This window comes from Enterococcus haemoperoxidus ATCC BAA-382 (assembly GCF_000407165.1).
GTDB classification, from domain to species: Bacteria; Bacillota; Bacilli; order Lactobacillales; family Enterococcaceae; genus Enterococcus_L; species Enterococcus_L haemoperoxidus.
The window spans coordinates 1995199-2016365 of record NZ_KE136479.1 but is presented as its reverse complement, the minus strand read 5'-3'; the positions used below and the strand labels follow the sequence as shown (position 1 = coordinate 2016365).

Here is a 21167-nt window from a genome sequence, read left to right as displayed (position 1 = left end):
TAAAATTCAAATACAAAAATAAGTTAATCGAGGCGAAATTCATGGTTTATGCAGTTGGTTTAATGTCAGGTACTTCCTTAGATGGTATCGATGCAGCTTTGGTGGATATCACAGGCAAAAATGAAACAACTTCTGTTAAGTTGGTCAAATTTTTAACAGTTCCTTTTAAAGGCACAACACTTCAAAACATTCGTGAAGCTTTATCATTAGAAAGTTCAGATGTAGAAAAAATCTGTTCTTTAAACATTGAATTAGGTGAATGCTTTGCTCAAGCTGTTCTGGATGTTTGTAACAAAGCAGAAATTTCTTTAAATGATTTGGCTTTTATTGGCAGTCATGGGCAAACTCTTTTTCATATTCCTTATGCTCGAGATGGTTTTTATGCATCAACTTTACAAATAGGTGCCTCAGCTGTAATTTGTGAGCGGACAAAGACAACGGTTGTTTCAAATTTTAGAGAACGCGACATGGCAGTTGGCGGTCAAGGTGCTCCGATTGTTCCTTATTCAGAGTATATACTATACCAAAAACCTGAGACAACGCGCCTACTTCAAAATATTGGTGGAATCGGTAATGTCACCGTTATTCCTAAATCAGGAGAAATAGCAGATATGATTGCCTTTGATACAGGTCCAGGAAATGTAATCATGAACGAGCTCTGTTTGCATTTTTTTAATCAAGAGTATGATAAAGATGGTTTTTATGCTAGTCAAGGAACAGTTGATTATCAGTTATTAGAAGAATTGATGGCCCATCCTTATATAAAAAAATCACCCCCAAAAACAACGGGGCGAGAAGATTTTGGGAAACAGTTTACCAGCTCTTTATTGGAAAAATGGTCAGTTGGGCCAAATGATTTGATTGCAACAGCAACAATGTTTACAGCTAAATCGATTGCAGAAGCTGTTAAACCTTTTGTAATTGGGAAAACTGAATTGATCATTGGTGGCGGAGGGAGTTACAATCAAACGTTGATTGCTATGATCAAAGCTGAATTGCCAGAGGTTAAAGTGCTTATCCAAGAAGAAATCGGTTTTTCATCAGAAGCAAAAGAGGCGATTGCTATGGCGATTTTGGCAAATCAAACATTACAACACTGTCCAGGAAATGTACCAAGTGCAACAGGTGCGAAACGCTCGGTACCATTAGGAAGTATAACCTATTATTAAGAGGATTAGTTTAAGGGGTGAGTGAAGAAAGCTCGCCCTAAACATACGTAGAGCGTATAAGTTCTAGATGAGTTAATAATGATTTTAGTATCTGTACCAAAAGAAGTAGTTTTTTTGTAACGCTCACTATAAAAAAGGAATTTATTAGCAATGATTCAACGGTCAAATGAACTATATAATTCTGATTATTTAGAGAAATATCAGGATTTATTCAAAGAAATCAAGAAGGAAGAAGTGCTAACTTATGTGTTTTCAATAATTGGACATACCAAAAGAATATTTTCTGAACACCGAGTTAATCTAAGCAACAGTAGCTTCTCTTTGAATAAATTTGTGAAAGTCAGTTTAATGAATGTAAAAACAGAAGAGTTGAACAAACATTATACCGATGTTTCATTCAAAGTTATAGGAACAGAGTTAAAACAAAATTTTTAGAATAGAAAACTCAATATAAAAAATCGACTTCTCATGAATTCAGCGAAAGCTAAGAAACACGAGAAGTCGTTTTTTAATGATCCTAATAACTATTTAAAATAAACACACACACATTCAGGTGCATAAACATCTTTTTGAATCATTTCTAAAAGACCAGTTTCTTCGTCGCGACGATAAAGAGTTAAATTATCCGTATTTTGATTTGCCGCAACAACAAATTTTCCTGTTGGATCTAAATCAAAGTCACGTGGAATTTCGCCTTCGGTAGAAATCAATTGTACACGCTCTACTTTACTACCATCTTCCTTTGTTGCAAAAACAGCAATCGAATCATGTCCACGGTTTGATGCGTAAACAAAACGTCCATCCGCAGAAATACGAATCGCAGCCCCACCGTTAAATTCATTGAAACCTTCAGGTAGAGTAGATACTTTTTGAACTTGTTCAAAGGAACCATCTGCTGCATTATAAGCTAAAACCGTCACTGTACTATCTAACTCACCAAACAGATAAGCGAATTGATTATTTGGATGGAAGACTAAATGACGAGGACCAGTTCCAGGTTCTGCTACATATTGGGCAACCTCAGAGAGTTTACCATCTTCACTTACATCATACGTATAAACGCGATCTGTTCCAAGGTCGCAGACAACTAAACGACGATCTGGCGTTAAGTCTGTATAATGCACATGGGCATTGTCTTGATTTTCATGTGGTCCAGTTGGTTCATCATGTATGATTTTATCTGTATGTTCTAATTGTCCATCGGCTAAAATACGATAAACATGAACAATTCCTTGGTGATAATTAGCACCAAAAACCAGTTGTTTTTCTTCATCAAGCGCTACATAACATGGAGGAGCGCCAGCTTCAGTGACTTTATTTAATAAATCAAAGTGTCCATTATTGTGTTTATAAGCAGCCGTACCACCTTCACCATCAACAGAAGTGACGTTAAACAAGTCTCCCTTTTGATTTAGAGCTAAGTAGGTTGGACTCGTTTCTTCTACTAACAACGTTGCGTCTGAAAGTGTTTCTTTATCTGTATCCAGCGCTATCTGATAAATCCCTTTACTTTCTCTACGTGTATAAGTTCCTAATAACATTTGTTCCAGCATGAAATTCCCTCCATTTTTTACTGAATGTTGATCAAAATCAGCAATTGATTTAACTCTTTTAGTATACCATAAGAATTCCTTTATTTAGCAAATCTTTACAAATCCAATGTTCGCATTTTCACTTGATTTATGCTATTATATTTTAAGACTGTAACGACAGTCATTTTTAATTTTAGAGGGGTGACACGCATGTACGATAATACAAATAGCAACAATGGTGCAGTTCGCTGTTCATTTTGTGGTAAAACACAAGAAGAAGTGAAAAAAATCGTTGCCGGACCTGGTGTCTATATTTGTAATGAATGTATCGACTTATGTAAAGAGATTATTGATGAAGAATTTTACGATGAAGCCGTACGTGAATTAACGGATGTCCCAAAACCTCAAGAAATATTGGATGTCTTAAACGAATATGTAATTGGACAAGATCAGGCAAAGCGCTCACTAGCAGTGGCTGTCTATAATCACTATAAACGTGTAAATCAATCAGAAAATTCAAGCTCTGAAGATGTAGAATTACAAAAGAGCAATATTTGTTTAATTGGCCCAACAGGTTCTGGGAAAACATTTTTAGCCCAAACATTGGCTAGAACATTGAATGTACCATTTGCGATCGCAGATGCGACAAGCTTGACGGAAGCAGGTTATGTAGGAGAAGACGTAGAAAATATTCTATTGAAACTGTTACAATCAGCAGATTTCAATGTAGAGCGTGCTGAAAAAGGCATTATCTATATTGATGAGATCGATAAAATTGCCCGTAAGAGTGAAAATGTTTCAATCACAAGAGATGTCTCAGGTGAAGGCGTACAACAAGCCTTGCTTAAAATCCTGGAAGGAACAGTCGCTAGCGTACCACCACAAGGCGGACGTAAGCATCCACACCAAGAATTTATCCAAATCGATACAACGAATGTCTTGTTTATCGTTGGAGGAGCCTTTGACGGGATCGAAAACATGGTTAAAAATCGCTTAGGCGAAAAAACAATTGGTTTCGGTACGAAAAACAGCAAGTTAAATGAAGATGAAAGCGTGATGCAACAAATCATTCCAGAAGATTTATTGAAATTCGGTTTGATTCCTGAATTTATTGGACGCTTACCTGTCACAGCTGCTTTAGAGAAGTTGACGACAGATGATTTAGTTCGTATCTTGACTGAACCTAAAAATGCACTAGTCAAACAATATCAAAAATTATTATCTTTAGATGACACAGAACTAGAATTTGATGAGGATGCTCTTCGTGCGATTGCCAATAAAGCAATCGAGCGTAATACAGGTGCTCGTGGTCTACGTTCAATCATTGAAGAAATCATGATGGATGTCATGTTTGATGTGCCATCTGATGATACAATCGAAAAAGTGATCATTACCGAAATGGCCGTTGAAGGTACAGGAAAACCAGCAATTGTGTATAATAAAAAAGATAAAAAAGCTGGTTAAGGCTAAAAGACTAAAAAGTAGAGATGCGTCTCTACTTTTTTACTGATTTTGATACAACAACGTTATTTAGCTTTGCGAGTTCGTTCAGCTTTGTAACTTATCTAGCTGTACAAGCCAGCTCTTCGGAAAAAAGATAAAATAGGAATAAGGTAAAAAGCACCTTATTCCTATTTTCCTATTTTTCTGTCAGAGCTAAACGGCTTGTTCCGCTTTTAAACGAAGGAGGTTCAATTATGAATGTTCATAACGCAGAAATTATTATTAGTGCAGTTTCACCTAAGCAGTATCCGGAAACAGAACTTCCAGAAATTGCTTTAGCAGGTCGCTCAAATGTCGGAAAATCATCCTTTATCAATACGTTGATCAACCGTAAAAATTTAGCTAGAACTTCTGGAAAACCAGGTAAGACACAAACATTAAATTTTTACCTAATTGAAGACGCCTTGCATTTTGTCGATGTCCCTGGCTATGGTTATGCCAAAGTGTCGAAGACAGAACGAGCTAAATGGGGCGAGATGATCGAAACCTACATGACAACAAGAGAACAACTAAAAGCAGTTGTTTCGTTAGTTGATTTGCGTCATGCACCAACACAAGAAGATATTCAAATGTATGAGTTTTTAAAATACTATGATATTCCAGTAATCGTTGTGGCAACGAAAAAAGATAAAATCCCTCGTGGTAAATGGAACAAACATGAGAGTGTGATCAAAAAAGCACTAAACTTTGATAAATCAGATGATTTTATTCTGTTCTCTTCGCAAACCAAAGAAGGTAAAGAAGAAGCATGGCAAGCCATTGAGAAGTATTTATAATAGAAAATAGTGTTGACCTCTTTTTACAGACGTCAACACTATTTTTTTATTTTTCTTTTTTCTTCGCTTCTTTTTGTTGTGCTTTTGCTGCTTGTTTTTCTAGTTCTTCTTTTGGCATTTCTACTTTCTTAGGATCTAGTGCAAAAGAATCGAATAATTTATCTAAGTCATTTGTACTTTCAAATTTCAAACCCATCGTTGATAAGCTCCATTTCGATTTAGATTGTGTGGAAGTTGTTTTGTACAACTACTTTTCTCTAGTTTAGCATCCTTTTAGAAATTTGAATAGTTTTCTTTTTCAACCATTACTAATTTTTATAAAAATGTTTTTACTTTAAATTTGTAAGCTTGCATTCGATTATAAAACAAGGTATAGTTTTTTCGGATAGAGAAAAGAGGGACGAAATGGCAAGAAATATTTTTATTGGAATGGTTCGTGGGTATCAGCGATTCATTTCACCAGGGCTTCCAGCTAGTTGCCGCTATCACCCAACGTGTTCACAATATATGATCGATGCGATTCAAACACATGGCAGTATTAAAGGCATAACGATGGGAACAGCGAGATTTTTAAGATGTCATCCGTTGACCAAAGGCGGAATCGATTATGTACCGTTGAAATTTAGCTTAAAAAGAAATCCGGACCAAGAATATCATGGTCCCTATAATTATAGAAGAAACAAACACAATAAATAGATGAAGGCGGGCAGCAAATATGGCGATTTTGGCATTTGATTTTGGTGGTTCAGCAGTAAAATATGGGGTTTGGAACGGACAAGAAATGACCGACAAAGGGAAATTCACTACTCCTAAAACATGGGAAGAAATGAAAGCGTCCTTATTAGCTGTATTTCTAGGAATGGAGCAAGAGTTTGAAGGTGTAGCATTCAGTGCGCCAGGTGTGGTGGATGTTGAAAAACAAATGATCAATGGTATTTCAGCAATTCCGTATATCCACCGCTTTAACATTTTTAAAGAACTGGAAGAATTATTTAACCTACCTGTTGCAATTGAAAACGATGCAAATTGTGCTGGGATGGCTGAAATTTATGAAGGAGCAGCAAAAGGGAAAAAAGAAGTCGCTTTTGTTGTTGTTGGTACTGGAATCGGTGGGGCAATTTTTCATAATGGGCAAATCGCAAAAGGCGCCCATCTTTATGGCGGCGAATTTGGTTTGATGTACCTAAGTGAAGGGGAAACCTTTAGTAAGTTGGGAACTGCGGTACAAATGGCGTGGAGTTATTGCGAACGAAAAGGCGTAGAGAAAGAAACCTTTACTGGAGAAGATGTTTTTCGTTTAGCGGAAAATGGGGATGAATTGGCCAAAGAAGAAGTCAATCTATTTTATGAGTACTTAACCCAAGGTCTGTTTAGTATTCAATTTTCACTTGATCCAGAAATGATTGTTTTGGGCGGCGGTGTTTCTGCTAAAGAAGGATTGTTAGATGAAATCAATCGTCGAATGAAAGAAAAACTAGCGCATTTTGAATTAAATGATTTTATCCCGCAAATCGTCACCTGCAAATACGAAAATGATGCCAATCTGATTGGAGCAGCCGCTAATTTTATCACGATCCAAAAGAATAACGAATAATCGAATCGAAAACGTCGAATTGCTGACTGCAAGGAGACGTTTTTTTTACGAAAAAGAGAGAGTAAAATCTTGGATTCTAAGTAACGGACGAATCTTAATAATTTGAATTATAGAAATTTTCTGAAAATTCGTTGACATTTCTTTCGTTATTGATTATATTTGTATACATACTTCTTTAATAATTATATATGCGAAGAAAATTATCTGGCTTTACGAATTTATTCAGCTTTAAAATCATCTAGCTTTTTGTGTTAGCTCTTCGGGAAAAAGATAAAAACTGATTGTGGCAAAAAGCACCACATTCTGTTTTTCCTATTTTCCAGTCAGAGCTGACCAACACAATCAGCTTTAAAATCATCTAGCTTTTTGTGTTAGCTCTTCGGGAAAAAGATAAAAACTGATTGTGGCAAAAAGCACCACATTCTGTTTTTCCTATTTTCCAGTCAGAGCTGACCAACACAATCAGCTTTAAAATCATCTAGCTTTTTGTGTTAGCTCTTTGGAAAAAGGATAAAAACTGATTGTGGCAAAAAGCACCACATTCTGTTTTTCTTATTTTCCAGTCAGAGCTAATCAACACATCAAGCTTTAAAATCAAGGGGGAAACAAAATGAAAAAATTTAGCTTTTTATTTGCTAGTCTATTTTTACTAGCAGCATGCGGTCCAACAGCTGGCGGAGGCGCAAGCGGAGGTGGAAATAAGGCTGAAGGCGATACGATCAAAATTGGCATGAACATGGAACTTTCTGGAGATGTTTCGGCGTACGGGAACGCTGAAAAAGAAGGAATCACATTAGCGGTTGAAGAAATCAACGAAGCCGGTGGCGTGTTAGGGAAAAAATTAGAATTGATCGAAAAAGACAACAAATCTGAAAATGGCGAAGCGACATCAGTAGCAGCCAACTTAACGGCAAAAGATAAAGTCGTTGCAGTAGTGGGTCCAGCAACATCAGGTGCAACAAAAGCGACGATTCCAAATATGACGAAAGCAGCAGTTCCAGTAATCACACCTTCTGGTACGGATGATAGCATCACTGTTGTAAATGATAAAGTGCAAGAGTATATTTTCAGAGCTTGTTTCCAAGATACCTTCCAAGGAGTCATCTTAGCGAACTTCGCACAAGACAACTTAAAAGCTAAAAATGTTGTGATCATTGGTGACAATTCAAGTGATTACGCAATTGGGCTGACGAAATCATTTAAAGATACATTTAAAGGTAAAATCGCTAAAGAAGAAACCTTTACAGCGGGAGACAAAGATTTCCAAGCTATTTTAACGAAAATCAAAGACCTGGATTACGATGCAATCTACATTCCAGGTTACTATGCAGAAGCTGGCTTGATCATCAAACAAGCACGCGAGATGGGTATCGACAAACCAATTCTTGGTGCTGACGGATTCGGTGATGAAAAATTAGTTGAAATCGCTGGAGCAAAAAATGTATCTGACGTTTATTACACAGGTCATTTCTCAGAAAAAGCCCCTGCAACAGATAAAGTAAAACCATTTGTAGAAGCATTTAAGAAAAAATATGATAAACAGCCATCTGCTTTCAACGCTTTGGGTTACGATTCAGTTTACATGTTGAAACAAGCAATGGAAGATAGAGATTCTGCTGATTCAAAAGAGATCACAGAAGGATTAGCTTCATTAAAAGATTTTGTCGGCGTAACAGGAAAAATGACGATGGATAAAGATCACAATCCTGAAAAATCTGCTGTAGTACTAGGTTTGACAGAAGGAAAAGAAACATCTGCGGATGCAGTAAATCCTTAAAATACAATTATTCATATGAAACTTAAAGAGGGTGAGACAAGGTTCCGTGTTTTGTCCACCTTCTTTTCTTTAATCAAACAGCAATTATACTAAAATATTGGAAGTGATAAACATGGAAGTAGTTATCCAACAATTGGTGAATGGGCTTTTTCTTGGCAGTATTTATGCTCTATTAGCTTTAGGGTATACGATGGTTTATGGAATTATCAAATTGATCAACTTTGCTCATGGAGAAATTTATATGTTGGGTGGATTTATGGGGTATTTTTTTATCAACAAATTAAGTTTAGGCTTTTTTCCAGCTTTGATTTTATCTATGGTAGGAGCTGCCGTGATTGGAGTTGTGATTGAATTTTTGGCATATCGACCATTAAGAAAATCAACAAGAATCGCAGCATTGATCACAGCAATCGGTGTTTCATTTTTACTACAGAACGGAATGATTTATTGGTTAGGACCTGAAAAAAAATCATTTCCACAAGCAATTGAATTCAAAAATTATCAATTAGGGTTTATTCAAATATCAAATATTCAAGTACTTATTTTAGTAATTTCTTTAGTATTGATGGTAGCTTTGCAATTAATCGTTAAGAAGACAAAAATGGGGAAAGCGATGCGGGCGGTTTCTGTTGATGCAGATGCAGCACAATTGATGGGAATCAATGTCAATCGTACAATTTCATTTACATTTGCTTTAGGATCAGCACTAGCAGCTGCAGCAGGTATGTTGATTGGTCTGTATTATAATTCTATCGATCCAATGATGGGCGTGGTCCCAGGTCTTAAATCATTTGTTGCGGCAGTTTTAGGTGGGATTGGAATCATACCTGGCGCAGCGCTTGGTGGTTTTGTAATTGGTTTGTTAGAAACAATCACGATAGCATTAGGGTTTTCAGATTATAAAGATGCAGTGGTTTATGCATTGTTGATTATTATTTTATTGATTCGTCCTGCTGGAATTCTCGGCAAGAATATCAAAGAGAAAGTGTAGGTGGTATGCATGAAAAAGAATTTAAAATATAACGTTGTTTGGCTTTTAATTGCTGCACTAGCTTACGCTTTCATTTACATATTATATGTAACAGGTGTGATTACTCCGTTCACTGAATATACCTTGATTACGATCGGGATCAATATTATGTTGGCGTTAGGCTTGAATTTGATTATCGGTTTTTCTGGTCAATTTTCTTTAGGACATGCAGGATTTATGGCGATAGGTGCTTATAGTGCGGCAATCATGTCAGTCAAGTACCCAACGATGGGTGGTTTTTTCAGTGGTATTTTGCTAGGAATTATCTTATCTGGAATCGTGGCATTAGTTGTTGGTATTCCAACTCTGAGATTAAAAGGGGATTATCTAGCAATTGCAACTTTAGGTATTTCTGAAATTATTCGGATTATTATTATTAATATGAAAGATGTAACGAATGGTCCAGCAGGGATCTTTGGTATCCCTCCGATGGTCAACTGGTCGCTTGTTTTTGGATTTGTGGTGATTGTAACATTGATCATTGTCAATTTTATTCATAGTGGTCCAGGACGTGCGACAATGGCGATTCGAGAAGATGAAATTGCTGCTGAGTCAATGGGTGTCAATACGACAAAATATAAAGTTGCAGCCTTTATCATCGGTGCTGTTACAGCAAGTGTAGCTGGTGCGATTTACTCAAGCTATGTTCAAACGATTGCACCAAAAGATTTTGGCTTTATGAAATCAATCGATATTTTAATTATTGTGGTATTCGGTGGAATCGGCAGTGTTACGGGAACCTTCATTTCGGCTATTGTGCTAGGAATTTTGAATATGTTCTTGCAAGACGCTGGTGCACTTAGAATGATCATCTATGCATTAGCTTTGATTATCATCATGATTTTCAAACCAGGCGGACTACTTGGAACCTGGGAATTTTCCGTAAAAAAAATAGTCAAGAAAAAGGAGGACAAATCAAATGCCTCTATTGAACGTTAGTAATTTAACTAAAAATTTCGGTGGACTTGCTGCCGTTTCAAATGTTAATCTTTCTTTAGAAACGAATGAACTGATTGGTTTAATTGGTCCAAATGGAGCAGGCAAAACAACTTTATTTAATCTGTTAACAGGTGTTTATGAGCCAAGCGAAGGAACAGTGACCCTAGATGTTTTAGGAAAAGAACAAGTATTAAACGGCATGAAACCTTATAAAATTGCTGACATGGGTTTAAGTAGAACGTTTCAAAATATTCGGTTGTTTAAAGATTTAACCGTGATGGACAATGTTTTGATTGCAATGAATAGCAAAAATAAAGAAGGAATTCTTTCGAGTATTTTACGATTACCAAGTTTTTATAAAAAAGAAGATGAGATGGAGAAGAAAGTATTCGAACTTCTTGCGATTTTTGGCTTAGAAGGCAAAGTTCAAACTTTAGCCAAAAACCTTCCATATGGAGAACAAAGACGGTTAGAAATTGTGCGTGCTTTAGCGACACAACCAAAAGTTCTATTTTTAGATGAACCAGCTGCAGGTATGAATCCACAAGAGACAGCAGATTTAACTCAGTTAATCAGAAAAATACAAAAAGAATTTCAAATTACGATTGTTTTGATTGAACATGATATGAGTTTAGTTATGGATGTCTGTCAAAGAATTTATGTTTTAGAATACGGTAGAATTATTGCTGAAGGAAAACCAGAGGCAATCAAAAACGATCCGCGTGTGATCGAAGCATATCTTGGAGGTGAACTATAATGCTGACAATCGAAAATTTATCCGTTCATTATGGTGTGATCCAAGCAGTGCGTGACGTAAGTTTTAATGTAGAACAAGGAGAAATCGTATCACTTATCGGAGCGAACGGCGCTGGTAAAACGACGATTTTAAGAACGATCTCTGGTTTGAATCGTCCATCTAATGGAACTATTACGTTTGAAGGGCAAACAATTCACAAAATGGTTCCGCAAAAAATCGTGGCAGCAGGACTATGTCAAGTACCAGAAGGCCGCCATGTTTTTGCTGGCTTGACTGTTCAGGAAAATCTAGAAATGGGCGCATTCTTACGGAAAGACAGCGATTTAAAAAAAGATTACGATATGATATTTGATCGTTTTCCAATTTTAAAAGAACGTAAAAATCAAGATGCTTCAACCTTATCTGGTGGAGAACAACAGATGTTGGCGATGGGCAGAGCACTTATGTCCAAACCCAAATTGCTACTATTAGACGAACCTTCTATGGGACTGGCACCAATCTTCATTCAAGAAATCTTTAATATCATTCAAGAAATCAATAAGCAAGGAACAACAATTTTATTAATTGAACAAAATGCCAAAATGGCCTTGTCGATTGCAGATCGAGGGTATGTTTTAGAAACAGGCGAAGTTGTTTTAAGTGGACCCGGAAAAGAATTGTTGGAAAGTGAAGAAGTCAAAAAAGCATACTTAGGAGGTTAAGAACATGAGTGTAAGTGATTTTATGACAAGAAATTTAGTCGTCGCGCAACCTGAAATGAAAATCTTTGACGCTGTAGATTTAATGAAAAAAAATAATATTCATCGTTTACCAGTAGTTAAGAAAGAGCAAGTGATAGGATTGATCACGGAAGGAACGATTCAGTCAGCACTACCATCAAAAGCCACAAGTTTAAGTGTTTATGAGGTTAATTATTTACTTAACAAGACAACGGTGGCAGATATAATGGTAAAAGATGTTCAAACGATTAAGCCAGAAGCATCGTTAGAAGATGGTATTTTCAAAATGCGCCAAAATAATATTGGTGTTTTACCTGTTGTTGATGTAAATAAGAAACTTGTGGGAATTATAACAAATAATGACATTTTTGATGCTTTTTTAAAAATTACTGGCTACAATGACGGTGGAACCAGAGTGCAACTCCGTATTCCAGAAGACCATAAGGGGATTTTAGCGAGTATTACCAAGTTATTGGCTGATAATAATTTTAGTATTTTAACAGTTGTCGTAAACCGAAAAGAGCTGGAAACAATTATTGAGCTTCAAATCGAAAGTCGTGAAACCCAACAAATTGAGAAAATTTTAAAAGAAGCGAATTATGATGTTTTTGAAACAACCTTTATATCTAAAAAAATTACAAAAACCGAATAGTAACAAGAGATAGAGGATTTTTTTTACCGAAAAAGAGTTTGACTATTATTAAAGCATATGATAGTTTTATATAGTGAAGTAAATAATTTATCTTCTAATGTTGGGATATTAAAGTATTTTGTTTCTTTGATATCTTTTCATGATGTCCTAAAAACAATAGGGGTTATTGTTGTTGGTATAACCATTACAGATTTTCTGTAATTGATTATAAATATTTTAAGATAGGAGGAGAAAAAATGAAAAAAGTTATTGGATTTATCATTGCTATTGTGGCAACTGTAAGCTTTGCAACGAATGCTTCAGCTGACGGTGCTATTTCAACAGCAGAGCAGTCTATTCTTAACGAATTGAATGCTGGCGCAACAATCGGCGGCAAAAAATTTAATTTTGATGCGGCTGAAACAAACGCAGCAGCTAATCACTTGAAACGTGTTGATTTAACACAAGCTCAAGCAGATGAAGCTGTAAAAAATATCCAAGCAGCACGTGGTTTAGTTGAAAGTGTATCTGTTAATACTTCAAGCGCTAACTCACTTGCAAGTGCAATTAAATTATTGCCAGCTAACGTAATTTCTCAAGTACAAAATTACGCAGTTGCTGCTGGAAATGCTGTTGGCGTAAAAATCACTTTTGGTAGCGGAAGCTACTCTGCAGTGACGATTACAGATGCTAATGGTGCGCCTGTTTACAAAACTGGAACTCCAGTGAAAAATACAGGATCAAATTACGCATTAAGCGGAATTACTTTTGGTTCATTGATCGTAGCTGCAGCAGGTGCAGTATTCGTGAGCAGAAAGAACAAACTAGCATAATATGAAACAACTAAAAAGAGTAGGGGCATTTATTTACGTGCCTCTTCTCTTTATGTTTTTTGGCTATCTCATTATTTACATAATTGGTGCACCTGTCATTAATTTTGCTACTTCAGCAGTTGAATTGATTTCACTAAATGATGCCCCGTCTTTTGATCAAAAAGGGACGAATCTCTTTGAAAAAAGAAACCAAAAAAAAGAGCAAACCTCATCAGATAAAACAACGAATAAAACAGTTGAACAAGCAAGTGATGGAACTGATCAAGAGTCAGAGCAAGCAGTTGTGGGTGGGGCGGAAGTGACTGAAAAAGGCGAGATTGCTTCTTCGAATATGGTCTATCCAGTAGGAGGAGATCAATTTGGTGAAGTGGTAATCGATAAAGTTAAAATTAATGAACCATTATATTACGGAGATAGTGAAGAAATTTTGCGTTTAGGCGCAGGACAATACCTCGGCAGTATGATTCCAGGTGATCTTGGTACGACTTTGATCGGTGGGCATAATCTTCCCTCTTTTGGGAAAATTTATTACTTAGAACCCGGAGATGAAGTCAATATTCATACCCACTATGGTGACTATACTTATCAAGTAACAGAAGTAAAAGTTGCTGACTATAAAGATCAGGCGATTCAGACAAGATTAGGAGACCGCTCAAAAAGATCATTGATCCTTTATACTTGTTATCCATTAGATGCGATTGGACTAACACCAGAACGTGTTTTCGTTTCTGCAGATTATGTATCTGGCCCAATCATTGATGAGAAGTCATAAAGGAGGAGAATCAGTCAGATGAAAAAACGCGGTCATTTAATGAAAGTATTTTCTCGCTTTTTTATTGCCTTTTTATCCTCTGTATTTTTATTTGCCTTTTTGATTTTATTGACATTAAGACTGACACTTTTTAGTGAAAATTATATTGCAAAACAAGCAGCTGAAGCAGATTATTATTCAGAATTAACTGAAGAAATCAATCGACAAATCGAAAATAGTGCTTTGGGAAGTAATATTCCAGAAGGTGTTTTGAATCAAGCAGTCAGCAAAGAATTAGTAAAGACAGATGTAGATGCGTATTTTAAAGCGATGTACAATACAGGTACAAAATATTCGATTTCTAATGAAAAAAAGATTCATGATTCTGTTTCTGGAGCGATTACAGATTATATGAATGAAAAAGCCATTCAAGCAACTCCTGAATCAGAGCTTGCGATAACGGGACTTTCAGACAAAGCTGTGAAAATCTATAAAGGCTATATAGAATTGCCATTTTTAGTTTCTTACGGACGAAAAGTTATGAACTATAAGTCGAAATTGGTCATTTTTATGGCAGTTTGTGGTGTTTTATGGGCCTTATTAAGTTTCTCTTTATACTCTTCGTTAAGAGGCTATTTCCATCGTTTATTGAGATATTGGGCATATATTTGGGTAGGAAGCGGCTTGATGATGATTGTAGCTCCTACAGTTATTTTAGTCCAAGGCTCGTTAAAAAGATTGGGGATTCAATCTAAAGCGATGTATGATTTCATTCAGACTTATTTATCAAGCTTTTTATGGTTGTTTATTATACTTGGAGTTTTGTCCATCATATCCGGTATTATTTTCGGTGTGTTGAGTGAGATTAAGAGAAAACAGCTGTTTAGTGCTTAAATACAACTAAAATTTGATGAGTGTCTGGTAGCATTGTCTGTTCACTCAGAAAAAAGACAAAGTGGAACAAAACGTAAATGTTTTGCGCCACTTTCTTTTTTTTACGTAACGTGATAACATAGATGTTTGGAGGGATGAAGATGTCAAAGAAAAATAAAGATATAGAAGTAAAAATAGAAGAAGCAGAAAAAAAAGTAAATGGTGAGACAATTACAGTAAGTACCTTAACAATCGGCAAAAAAGAAATCGGTCAGGTCTTAGCACAAGACACAAAAAAGTTTGCTGTAGTAATTGATGGTCGTAATGAAGCAACTGTGAAAACGCTTGATGAAGCGATTGAATACATTATTCGTCAGTGGAATTTAAACGACTAAAATAAATAACAACTTTTTTTCGAAAAAGGCTTGCATTTTGTTCAAAAGTTTTGTATTATAACTAAGTCAGGTTTGTTACTAAAAACCTTTTGGAGGAATAGCGAAGTGGCTAAACGCGACGGACTGTAAATCCGTTCCTTAGGGTTCAGTGGTTCGAATCCACTTTCCTCCATTTTAACCTTTGGGGTATAGCCAAGCGGTAAGGCAACAGGTTTTGATCCTGTCATGCGTTGGTTCGAATCCAGCTACCCCAGTTTTTTATTAGAACAACTCAGATGGAGTTGTTCTTTTTTTTGTTAAAAAAATTTGATAGTAACTTTTGTTCTCTTTTTTCGGAATATGTGATAAAGTGAATGAAAAAGTATGAGGAGTGAACGGAATGAATATCAAAGAGAAAATAACTGAAACGGCTGAAAAAGTCTATGACTTAGCACGTGAAGGTAAATATGATGTCAAAGTAAATCTTTTTTCTAAAAAGAAAAATAAGGACAACGCAAAGGGCATCCAAATTGTGTCTACTAGAGATACTGCCCATACAAAAAAATGGCGTGCGAAGAACCGCTAAATCTTTTAATTAATAATAGCCTGAACCAACATAAAAATGTTGGTTCAGGCTATTTTCCTTTAGATGGGTATTTATTTATCGATTTCAAGCCCTAAAACAGTTAAATGGCCATTTCCAACTAATTTAATAACTAACCTAGCTAAATGGTTTGGAGACATGTCTGTGTCACTTGTGATCCACCAATGAAGTGTCCCGATAAATATAGAAGTCATATATTCGATGATAAAATCAATTGGCACTTCAATATCATTCTCCGTGATTTTTAGCTTAGAAAAGATATCTGCATATTTCTCATAAACAATATCTGCTAACTTCTTACGTAACAACTCGTTTGAACTACCGTCCATGATTGTCAGAAAGAAATTTTTATTTTTTTGAATATTAATATAAATATTTGACAGTAAAAATTCAATCTGTTTTACTTTGATCCGATTGCTGACAATAATCTGCTCTGTGTCGATAACAGATGTAAAGGCATTGATTGCAAAATCAAAAATTTGTTCATAAAGGTCTTGTTTGTCTTTGAAATGAGCATAGAAAGTCGCTCGATTGATCATTGCTTCGTCTGCAATGTCTTGGATCGTTATACAGTCGTATCCTTTTTCATCTACTAAGTGAAAGAAAGCTTCAATAATCATTTTGTGTGTTCGCATTACCCGAAGGTCGGTTTTCTTTGACATAAAAAATTCCTTTCGAAATAATCAACAGTTTTTGAAAGTTTGTTGCTTATCTCACAAATTTGGGTGTTTTGCTAGTTGCAATTAAATTAGAATCTTTCTAAAATATACATAAGTATTATATCAGACACCTTGTAGGATAATCAACAAAGTGTTGTGAAATAAAAGGGTATGGAATTTAAGGAGATAAAAATTATGACATTAAGAGCAGGAATAGACGTTGGTTCAACAACTGTGAAATTAGTAATTATTGATAAAGAAAATCATACAAAATTTGCAAAATATGAACGACATTACTCAGATGTAAAAGCGGCAACCGAAAAAGTTTTACATGAAGCAATGGTTGAATTGGGTGAAAAAACACCGATCACAATGACGATTACAGGTTCTGGTGGTATGGGACTTGCAGATGTCTTGACTATTTCTTTTGTTCAAGAGGTAATTGCCTGTACAAAAACAGTAGAAGAGATCATTCCAGAAACAGACGTAGCAATTGAATTAGGTGGGGAAGATGCGAAGATCACCTTTTTTGAAGGAGCATTAGAACAGCGAATGAATGGGAGCTGTGCTGGTGGAACGGGTGCTTTTATCGATCAAATGGCGGTTTTGTTAAAAACCGATGCTAACGGAGTTAATGAGCTGGCTAAAAATTATCAAACAATCTATCCGATTGCATCAAGATGTGGCGTTTTTGCTAAGACCGATGTTCAGCCTTTGATCAACGAAGGCGCCGCAAAAGAAGATATTTCAGCAAGTATTTTTCAAGCAGTGGTCAACCAAACAATCGCAGGACTCGCAGCTGGTCGAAAGATCAAAGGAAAAATCGCCTTTTTAGGTGGTCCACTTTTCTTTATGTCTGAACTTAGAAAACGATTCATTGAAACTTTAGATGTGAAACCAGAAGATGTAATCTTTCCAGAAAATCCACAACTATTTGTGGCGATGGGCGCGGCAATTTACTCAGAAGGAGCAAGGCCAACGACCTTATCTGATTTGATCCACCGTTTGACAAAAGGTGATCAAGAACAATTAAAACCAACCGATACATTAGAGCCGTTATTTCAAGATGAAGTAGAATTAAAAGAGTTTAGAACACGTCATGATCAAGCTAAAGCACAAGAAAAAGCGTTAGCTGACCATCATGGTGTTGCTTTCTTAGGGATCGATGCAGGATCTACGACGACAAAAGTTACATTGATTGATGAAGAAGGCAACCTATTATTTTCATTTTACGGGAACAATCAAGGTCAGCCCTTAGAAACAACAATGAGTGTTTTGAAAGAGTTGTACCAACAATTACCAAAAGATGTATTTATCGGAAAAGCCGCCGTGACTGGATATGGAGAACATTTGATCAAAAATGCATTGAAAGTCGATATTGGAGAAGTCGAAACTATGGCTCATTACAAAGCTGCTGATCATTTTCAGCCAGGAGTTGATTTCATTTTAGATATCGGTGGTCAAGACATGAAGGCGATGACCATCAAAGACGGTGTATTATCTTCCATTCAATTGAATGAAGCTTGTTCTTCAGGGTGCGGTTCGTTCATTGAAACGTTCGCCAAATCATTGAATTTTGATGTAAAAGACTTTGCCCTCGAAGCACTGAGCTCTAAAGCGCCGGTTGATTTGGGTTCTCGTTGTACGGTATTCATGAATTCAAAAGTCAAACAAGTGCAAAAAGAAGGCGCATCAGTAGGGGATATTTCTGCTGGCTTGTCTTATTCTGTAATCAAAAATGCGATTTATAAAGTAATCAAAGTGCGACGTCCAGAAGAATTAGGCAAAAAAATCGTTTGCCAAGGTGGAACATTCTATAATGAAGCTGTTTTGCGTGCCTTTGAGATGATTAGTGAACGAGAAGTCGTCCGTCCTTCTATTGCAGGCTTGATGGGCGCGTATGGGGCTGCGTTGATCGCGTTAGAAAATTATGAATTAGGACAGGAAACAACGATTCTCGGTTTGGAAGAGCTGGACACTTTTACTGCAGATAAAGAGTTTACCCATTGTGGTTTATGTGAAAATAATTGTATGATGACTGTTACGATTTTTTCTGATGGACGCCAATTTGTGACTGGAAATCGTTGTGAACGCGGCGCTAGAATAAAGGTGAAAAGAGAAGATCGCAGAGTTAATTTGGTTGACTATAAATACCGTAAACTATTTAAATATCGTCCGTTGAAAGAAAAAGATGCAGTACATGGCAGAATCGGAATCCCACGAGTTTTGAATATGTATGAAAATTATCCACTATGGCATACGTTTTTCACTGATCTAGGTTTTAGAGTGGAGTTGTCACCACGATCAAACAAAGCGTTGTACGAACAAGGAATGGAAACAATTCCAAGTGATACAGCTTGTTATCCTGCAAAAATTTCTCATGGTCATATTCAAGCGCTGATCGATTCAAACATACCGATGATCTTTTACCCGGGTGTCGTTTTTGAACGCCAAGAATCAGCCGAAGCAGATAATCATTTTAACTGTCCCATTGTACAAAGTTACCCTGATGTTATCCGTAATAATGTAGATGACATTCGTGATGGAAAAGTCGATTATCGTAATCCGTATATCAATTTAGCTAATGAAGCATCGGTTGTCAAAGTTTTAAGCGAAACATTTGCAGATTTGGGAATCACAGCTGAACAAGTTGCTCAAGCATTACGACATGGGTATGAAGAATTAGATGCGTTCAAAGAAGATATCCGCAATAAAGGGGAAGAAACACTCGTGATGCTGAATCAAAAAGGGGAAAAGGGCATCGTGTTATCTGGCCGTCCTTATCATTTGGATCCAGAAATCAATCATGGCATTGCAGATGTGATCACTCAAGAAGGTTTCCATGTATTGACCGAAGATTGTGTTTCTCATTTAAGTGATGTCGGAAATTTACGTGTTGTGAACCAATGGGTGTATCATTCTCGTTTATATGCGGCGGCTCGTGTTGTCGCGAAATCGAAGAATCTTGAGTTGGTTCAGCTGAATTCGTTTGGTTGTGGTTTGGATGCTGTCACAACGGATCAAGTCGAAGAAATCATGGACCAATACGGGAAAATTTATACCGTTTTGAAAATCGATGAAGGCTCGAATTTAGGTGCGATCCGTATTCGGTTACGTTCTTTAAAAGCAGCTGTTGGAGAGCGAGAAAAAATGAATTTTGAGCCAAAATTACAGCACGAAGAACCGGAGAAAATTATCTTTACCAAGGAAATGAAAAAGACGCATACCTTATTATTACCGATGTTAAGCCCAATTCATCAATCTGGTTTAGTAGATGTGGCTTTAAAAGCTTCTGGCTATAATGTCGTTTGTTTACCAGCAGATGATCGAGAAGCTGTAAACGTTGGTCTGAAATACGTAAATAATGATGCCTGTTATCCAGCCATCATTTCAATTGGTCAATTAGTTGAAGCGCTAGAAAGTGGAGAATATGATTTAGATCACGTCAGCGTGATGATGACGCAAACAGGTGGTGGTTGTCGTGCAACAAATTATATACCGTTACTTAGGAAAGCCTTGAACGATGCAGGATTCCCGCAAGTTCCTGTCGTTTCAGTTTCGATGGGAAATAAAGGGGTTGAGTCTAATCCAGGATTTAAATTTACATTACCAATGTTGAAACGTGTCGCTGTAGCGTTTTTATATGGAGATTTATTCGAGAGAGTTGTTTACCGCACTCGACCTTATGAAACAGAAGTCGGAATGATCGATGCCCTTCACGCTAAATGGCTAAAAAAAATCGAGAAAAATGTTCGCAATGGTTCATTAACCTTATTCAATCGAAATATGAAAAAAATCATCAAAGAATTTGATGAAATTCCATTGAACGAAGTTAAGAAACCTAAAGTTGGAATCGTTGGTGAAATCTTAGTGAAATACTCACCAACTGCGAATAATGATATTGTTCGTTTGCTTGAAGCCGAAGGAGCGGAAGCCGTTGTACCGGATATAGTTGGGTTTATGAATTACTCTTTGTATAACCAAATTTGGAAATACGATAATATGGGGATGTCTAAACAAAGTAAGAATCTCGCTCAATTTGCCATCCGAATCATTGAATATGTTGAGAAACCAATGGACAAGGCATTGAGAAATTCTAAACGATTTGAAGGACTGAGCTCTATCCATGATTTAGCTGAAGATGCTGGAAAAATTCTTTCAATCGGAAATCATACAGGTGAAGGTTGGTTCTTAACAGGAGAAATGATTGAGCTATTAAAGTCGGATGTCAATAATATCGTTTGTATGCAGCCTTTTGGTTGTTTACCTAACCATGTTGTAGGGAAAGGTGTGACGAAAGAACTTCGCCGTCAATATCCTAAAGCTAATATTGCGCCAATCGATTATGATCCAGGTGTGTCATTAGTGAATCAGCTGAATCGGATTCGTTTGATGATGGCAACGGCCAATAAAATGATGGATGAAGAAAAAGTCCATTCGTAAATAGTTGAGGTTGGGACAGGAGTGTTTAACCCCGAGAAATAAGAAGGGGATTGCTTCTGCTCCCACCGTTTATTCATATTTAGGGTGTGAAACAAAAGTGATTTTTACTTTTGTACCACACCCTTTTTTGCAAATAATTGTTTAGAAAAATAGTCTACTTTCTTGAATTTTTCTTTCTTTTTGTTTATGTTTCGTTATACAAT

Annotated in this window: 21 protein-coding genes and 2 tRNA genes; 20 read left to right on the top strand and 3 right to left on the bottom strand. The window is 36.4% G+C overall.

Annotation, left to right across the window (positions count from 1 at the left end; translation table 11 throughout):
- Nucleotides 1–41 precede the first annotated feature (41 nt).
- Both anmK and I583_RS09295 read left to right on the top strand, forming a co-directional pair.
- Nucleotides 42–1169: an anhydro-N-acetylmuramic acid kinase AnmK gene (gene anmK, locus I583_RS09300; RefSeq protein ID WP_010760742.1), complete on the top strand. Its 1128-nt coding sequence runs from the start codon at nt 42–44 to the stop codon at nt 1167–1169.
- Nucleotides 1170–1319: 150 nt separating this feature from the next.
- Nucleotides 1320–1604: a hypothetical protein gene (locus I583_RS09295; protein WP_010760743.1), complete on the top strand. Its 285-nt coding sequence runs from the start codon at nt 1320–1322 to the stop codon at nt 1602–1604.
- 89 nt (nt 1605–1693) lie between these two features.
- On the opposite strand, the gene I583_RS09290 is transcribed toward I583_RS09295, so the two are convergent.
- Nucleotides 1694–2722 carry a lactonase family protein gene (locus tag I583_RS09290; protein WP_010760744.1) on the bottom strand — a complete coding sequence of 343 codons (1029 nt, stop codon included), beginning with the start codon at nt 2720–2722 and terminating at the stop codon, nt 1694–1696.
- 189 nt (nt 2723–2911) lie between these two features.
- Here I583_RS09290 and clpX point away from each other — a divergent pair, with 189 nt between their 5' ends.
- A complete protein-coding gene (gene clpX / locus I583_RS09285; protein ID WP_010760745.1) occupies nt 2912–4165 on the top strand; it encodes an ATP-dependent Clp protease ATP-binding subunit ClpX in 1254 nt (417 codons plus the stop codon).
- Nucleotides 4166–4398: 233 nt separating this feature from the next.
- Nucleotides 4399–4980 (top strand): ribosome biogenesis GTP-binding protein YihA/YsxC, encoded by a 582-nt coding sequence (yihA, locus tag I583_RS09280; protein ID WP_010760746.1) that lies wholly within the window; start codon nt 4399–4401, stop codon nt 4978–4980.
- A 46-nt stretch (nt 4981–5026) separates the two neighbouring features.
- Here the strand turns inward: yihA and I583_RS16885 are convergent, their stop codons facing one another.
- A complete protein-coding gene (locus I583_RS16885; protein WP_010760747.1) occupies nt 5027–5176 on the bottom strand; it encodes an SPJ_0845 family protein in 150 nt (49 codons plus the stop codon).
- A 209-nt stretch (nt 5177–5385) separates the two neighbouring features.
- Between I583_RS16885 and yidD the strand changes: the two genes are divergently transcribed.
- The 15 genes from yidD (at nt 5386) to I583_RS09205 (ending at nt 15844) form a co-directional block, all read left to right on the top strand.
- Nucleotides 5386–5676: a membrane protein insertion efficiency factor YidD gene (yidD, locus tag I583_RS09275; protein WP_010760748.1), complete on the top strand. Its 291-nt coding sequence runs from the start codon at nt 5386–5388 to the stop codon at nt 5674–5676.
- Nucleotides 5677–5695: 19 nt separating this feature from the next.
- The gene (locus I583_RS09270) at nt 5696–6574 is read left to right on the top strand and encodes an ROK family protein (protein WP_010760749.1); all 879 of its coding nucleotides are present in this window, start codon (nt 5696–5698) and stop codon (nt 6572–6574) included.
- A 610-nt stretch (nt 6575–7184) separates the two neighbouring features.
- On the top strand, nt 7185–8351 hold the full coding sequence (locus I583_RS09265) for an ABC transporter substrate-binding protein (protein WP_010760750.1): 1167 nt from the start codon (nt 7185–7187) through the stop codon (nt 8349–8351).
- 112 nt (nt 8352–8463) lie between these two features.
- Nucleotides 8464–9342: a branched-chain amino acid ABC transporter permease gene (locus I583_RS09260; RefSeq protein ID WP_010760751.1), complete on the top strand. Its 879-nt coding sequence runs from the start codon at nt 8464–8466 to the stop codon at nt 9340–9342.
- A gap of 9 nt (nt 9343–9351) precedes the next feature.
- A complete protein-coding gene (locus tag I583_RS09255) occupies nt 9352–10320 on the top strand; it encodes a branched-chain amino acid ABC transporter permease (protein ID WP_010760752.1) in 969 nt (322 codons plus the stop codon).
- Complete coding sequence (locus I583_RS09250; RefSeq protein WP_010760753.1) at nt 10301–11077, top strand: ABC transporter ATP-binding protein; 777 nt, start codon at nt 10301–10303, stop codon at nt 11075–11077. The genes I583_RS09255 and I583_RS09250 overlap by 20 nt, the downstream gene beginning before the upstream one ends.
- Nucleotides 11077–11778, top strand: a complete 702-nt coding sequence (locus I583_RS09245) for an ABC transporter ATP-binding protein (RefSeq protein ID WP_010760754.1) — start codon at nt 11077–11079, stop codon at nt 11776–11778. Before I583_RS09250 ends, I583_RS09245 begins: the two co-directional genes overlap by 1 nt.
- A 4-nt stretch (nt 11779–11782) precedes the next feature.
- Nucleotides 11783–12448, top strand: coding sequence for a CBS domain-containing protein (locus tag I583_RS09240; protein WP_010760755.1), 666 nt, complete (start codon nt 11783–11785; stop codon nt 12446–12448).
- A 236-nt stretch (nt 12449–12684) separates the two neighbouring features.
- Nucleotides 12685–13260, top strand: coding sequence for a hypothetical protein (locus I583_RS09235; RefSeq protein ID WP_010760756.1), 576 nt, complete (start codon nt 12685–12687; stop codon nt 13258–13260).
- Between the two features lies 1 nt (nt 13261).
- Nucleotides 13262–14032 (top strand): class D sortase, encoded by a 771-nt coding sequence (locus tag I583_RS09230; RefSeq protein WP_010760757.1) that lies wholly within the window; start codon nt 13262–13264, stop codon nt 14030–14032.
- Between the two features lie 18 nt (nt 14033–14050).
- Nucleotides 14051–14905, top strand: a complete 855-nt coding sequence (locus tag I583_RS09225; protein ID WP_010760758.1) for a hypothetical protein — start codon at nt 14051–14053, stop codon at nt 14903–14905.
- Between the two features lie 140 nt (nt 14906–15045).
- Nucleotides 15046–15279, top strand: a complete 234-nt coding sequence (locus I583_RS09220; protein ID WP_010760759.1) for a DUF2969 domain-containing protein — start codon at nt 15046–15048, stop codon at nt 15277–15279.
- Nucleotides 15280–15370: 91 nt separating this feature from the next.
- Nucleotides 15371–15451 (top strand) — tRNA-Tyr (locus I583_RS09215).
- A 10-nt stretch (nt 15452–15461) separates the two neighbouring features.
- A tRNA-Gln gene (locus I583_RS09210) sits at nt 15462–15533 on the top strand.
- A gap of 125 nt (nt 15534–15658) precedes the next feature.
- Nucleotides 15659–15844, top strand: coding sequence for a hypothetical protein (locus I583_RS09205; RefSeq protein ID WP_010760760.1), 186 nt, complete (start codon nt 15659–15661; stop codon nt 15842–15844).
- A 71-nt stretch (nt 15845–15915) separates the two neighbouring features.
- Here the strand turns inward: I583_RS09205 and I583_RS09200 are convergent, their stop codons facing one another.
- Nucleotides 15916–16524, bottom strand: coding sequence for a TetR/AcrR family transcriptional regulator (locus I583_RS09200; RefSeq protein ID WP_010760761.1), 609 nt, complete (start codon nt 16522–16524; stop codon nt 15916–15918).
- Between the two features lie 192 nt (nt 16525–16716).
- Here I583_RS09200 and I583_RS09195 point away from each other — a divergent pair, with 192 nt between their 5' ends.
- Nucleotides 16717–20964, top strand: coding sequence for a 2-hydroxyacyl-CoA dehydratase (locus I583_RS09195; RefSeq protein WP_010760762.1), 4248 nt, complete (start codon nt 16717–16719; stop codon nt 20962–20964).
- Nucleotides 20965–21167: the final 203 nt, after the last annotated feature.

What these genes read in the sequence shown, in the direction of transcription:
- anmK (WP_010760742.1), top strand. Translation starts at nt 42, where the DNA reads ATGGTTTATGCAGTTGGTTTAATGTCAGGTACTTCCTTAGATGGTATC.
- I583_RS09255 (WP_010760752.1), top strand. Translation starts at nt 9,352, where the DNA reads ATGAAAAAGAATTTAAAATATAACGTTGTTTGGCTTTTAATTGCTGCA.
- I583_RS09250 (WP_010760753.1), top strand. Translation starts at nt 10,301, where the DNA reads ATGCCTCTATTGAACGTTAGTAATTTAACTAAAAATTTCGGTGGACTT.
- I583_RS09290 (WP_010760744.1), bottom strand. Translation starts at nt 2,722, where the DNA reads ATGCTGGAACAAATGTTATTAGGAACTTATACACGTAGAGAAAGTAAA.
- I583_RS09270 (WP_010760749.1), top strand. Translation starts at nt 5,696, where the DNA reads ATGGCGATTTTGGCATTTGATTTTGGTGGTTCAGCAGTAAAATATGGG.
- yihA (WP_010760746.1), top strand. Translation starts at nt 4,399, where the DNA reads ATGAATGTTCATAACGCAGAAATTATTATTAGTGCAGTTTCACCTAAG.
- I583_RS16885 (WP_010760747.1), bottom strand. Translation starts at nt 5,176, where the DNA reads ATGGGTTTGAAATTTGAAAGTACAAATGACTTAGATAAATTATTCGAT.
- I583_RS09260 (WP_010760751.1), top strand. Translation starts at nt 8,464, where the DNA reads ATGGAAGTAGTTATCCAACAATTGGTGAATGGGCTTTTTCTTGGCAGT.
- I583_RS09200 (WP_010760761.1), bottom strand. Translation starts at nt 16,524, where the DNA reads ATGTCAAAGAAAACCGACCTTCGGGTAATGCGAACACACAAAATGATT.
- I583_RS09195 (WP_010760762.1), top strand. Translation starts at nt 16,717, where the DNA reads ATGACATTAAGAGCAGGAATAGACGTTGGTTCAACAACTGTGAAATTA.
- I583_RS09205 (WP_010760760.1), top strand. Translation starts at nt 15,659, where the DNA reads ATGAATATCAAAGAGAAAATAACTGAAACGGCTGAAAAAGTCTATGAC.
- I583_RS09225 (WP_010760758.1), top strand. Translation starts at nt 14,051, where the DNA reads ATGAAAAAACGCGGTCATTTAATGAAAGTATTTTCTCGCTTTTTTATT.
- I583_RS09220 (WP_010760759.1), top strand. Translation starts at nt 15,046, where the DNA reads ATGTCAAAGAAAAATAAAGATATAGAAGTAAAAATAGAAGAAGCAGAA.
- clpX (WP_010760745.1), top strand. Translation starts at nt 2,912, where the DNA reads ATGTACGATAATACAAATAGCAACAATGGTGCAGTTCGCTGTTCATTT.
- I583_RS09295 (WP_010760743.1), top strand. Translation starts at nt 1,320, where the DNA reads ATGATTCAACGGTCAAATGAACTATATAATTCTGATTATTTAGAGAAA.
- I583_RS09235 (WP_010760756.1), top strand. Translation starts at nt 12,685, where the DNA reads ATGAAAAAAGTTATTGGATTTATCATTGCTATTGTGGCAACTGTAAGC.
- yidD (WP_010760748.1), top strand. Translation starts at nt 5,386, where the DNA reads ATGGCAAGAAATATTTTTATTGGAATGGTTCGTGGGTATCAGCGATTC.
- I583_RS09265 (WP_010760750.1), top strand. Translation starts at nt 7,185, where the DNA reads ATGAAAAAATTTAGCTTTTTATTTGCTAGTCTATTTTTACTAGCAGCA.
- I583_RS09230 (WP_010760757.1), top strand. Translation starts at nt 13,262, where the DNA reads ATGAAACAACTAAAAAGAGTAGGGGCATTTATTTACGTGCCTCTTCTC.
- I583_RS09245 (WP_010760754.1), top strand. Translation starts at nt 11,077, where the DNA reads ATGCTGACAATCGAAAATTTATCCGTTCATTATGGTGTGATCCAAGCA.
- I583_RS09240 (WP_010760755.1), top strand. Translation starts at nt 11,783, where the DNA reads ATGAGTGTAAGTGATTTTATGACAAGAAATTTAGTCGTCGCGCAACCT.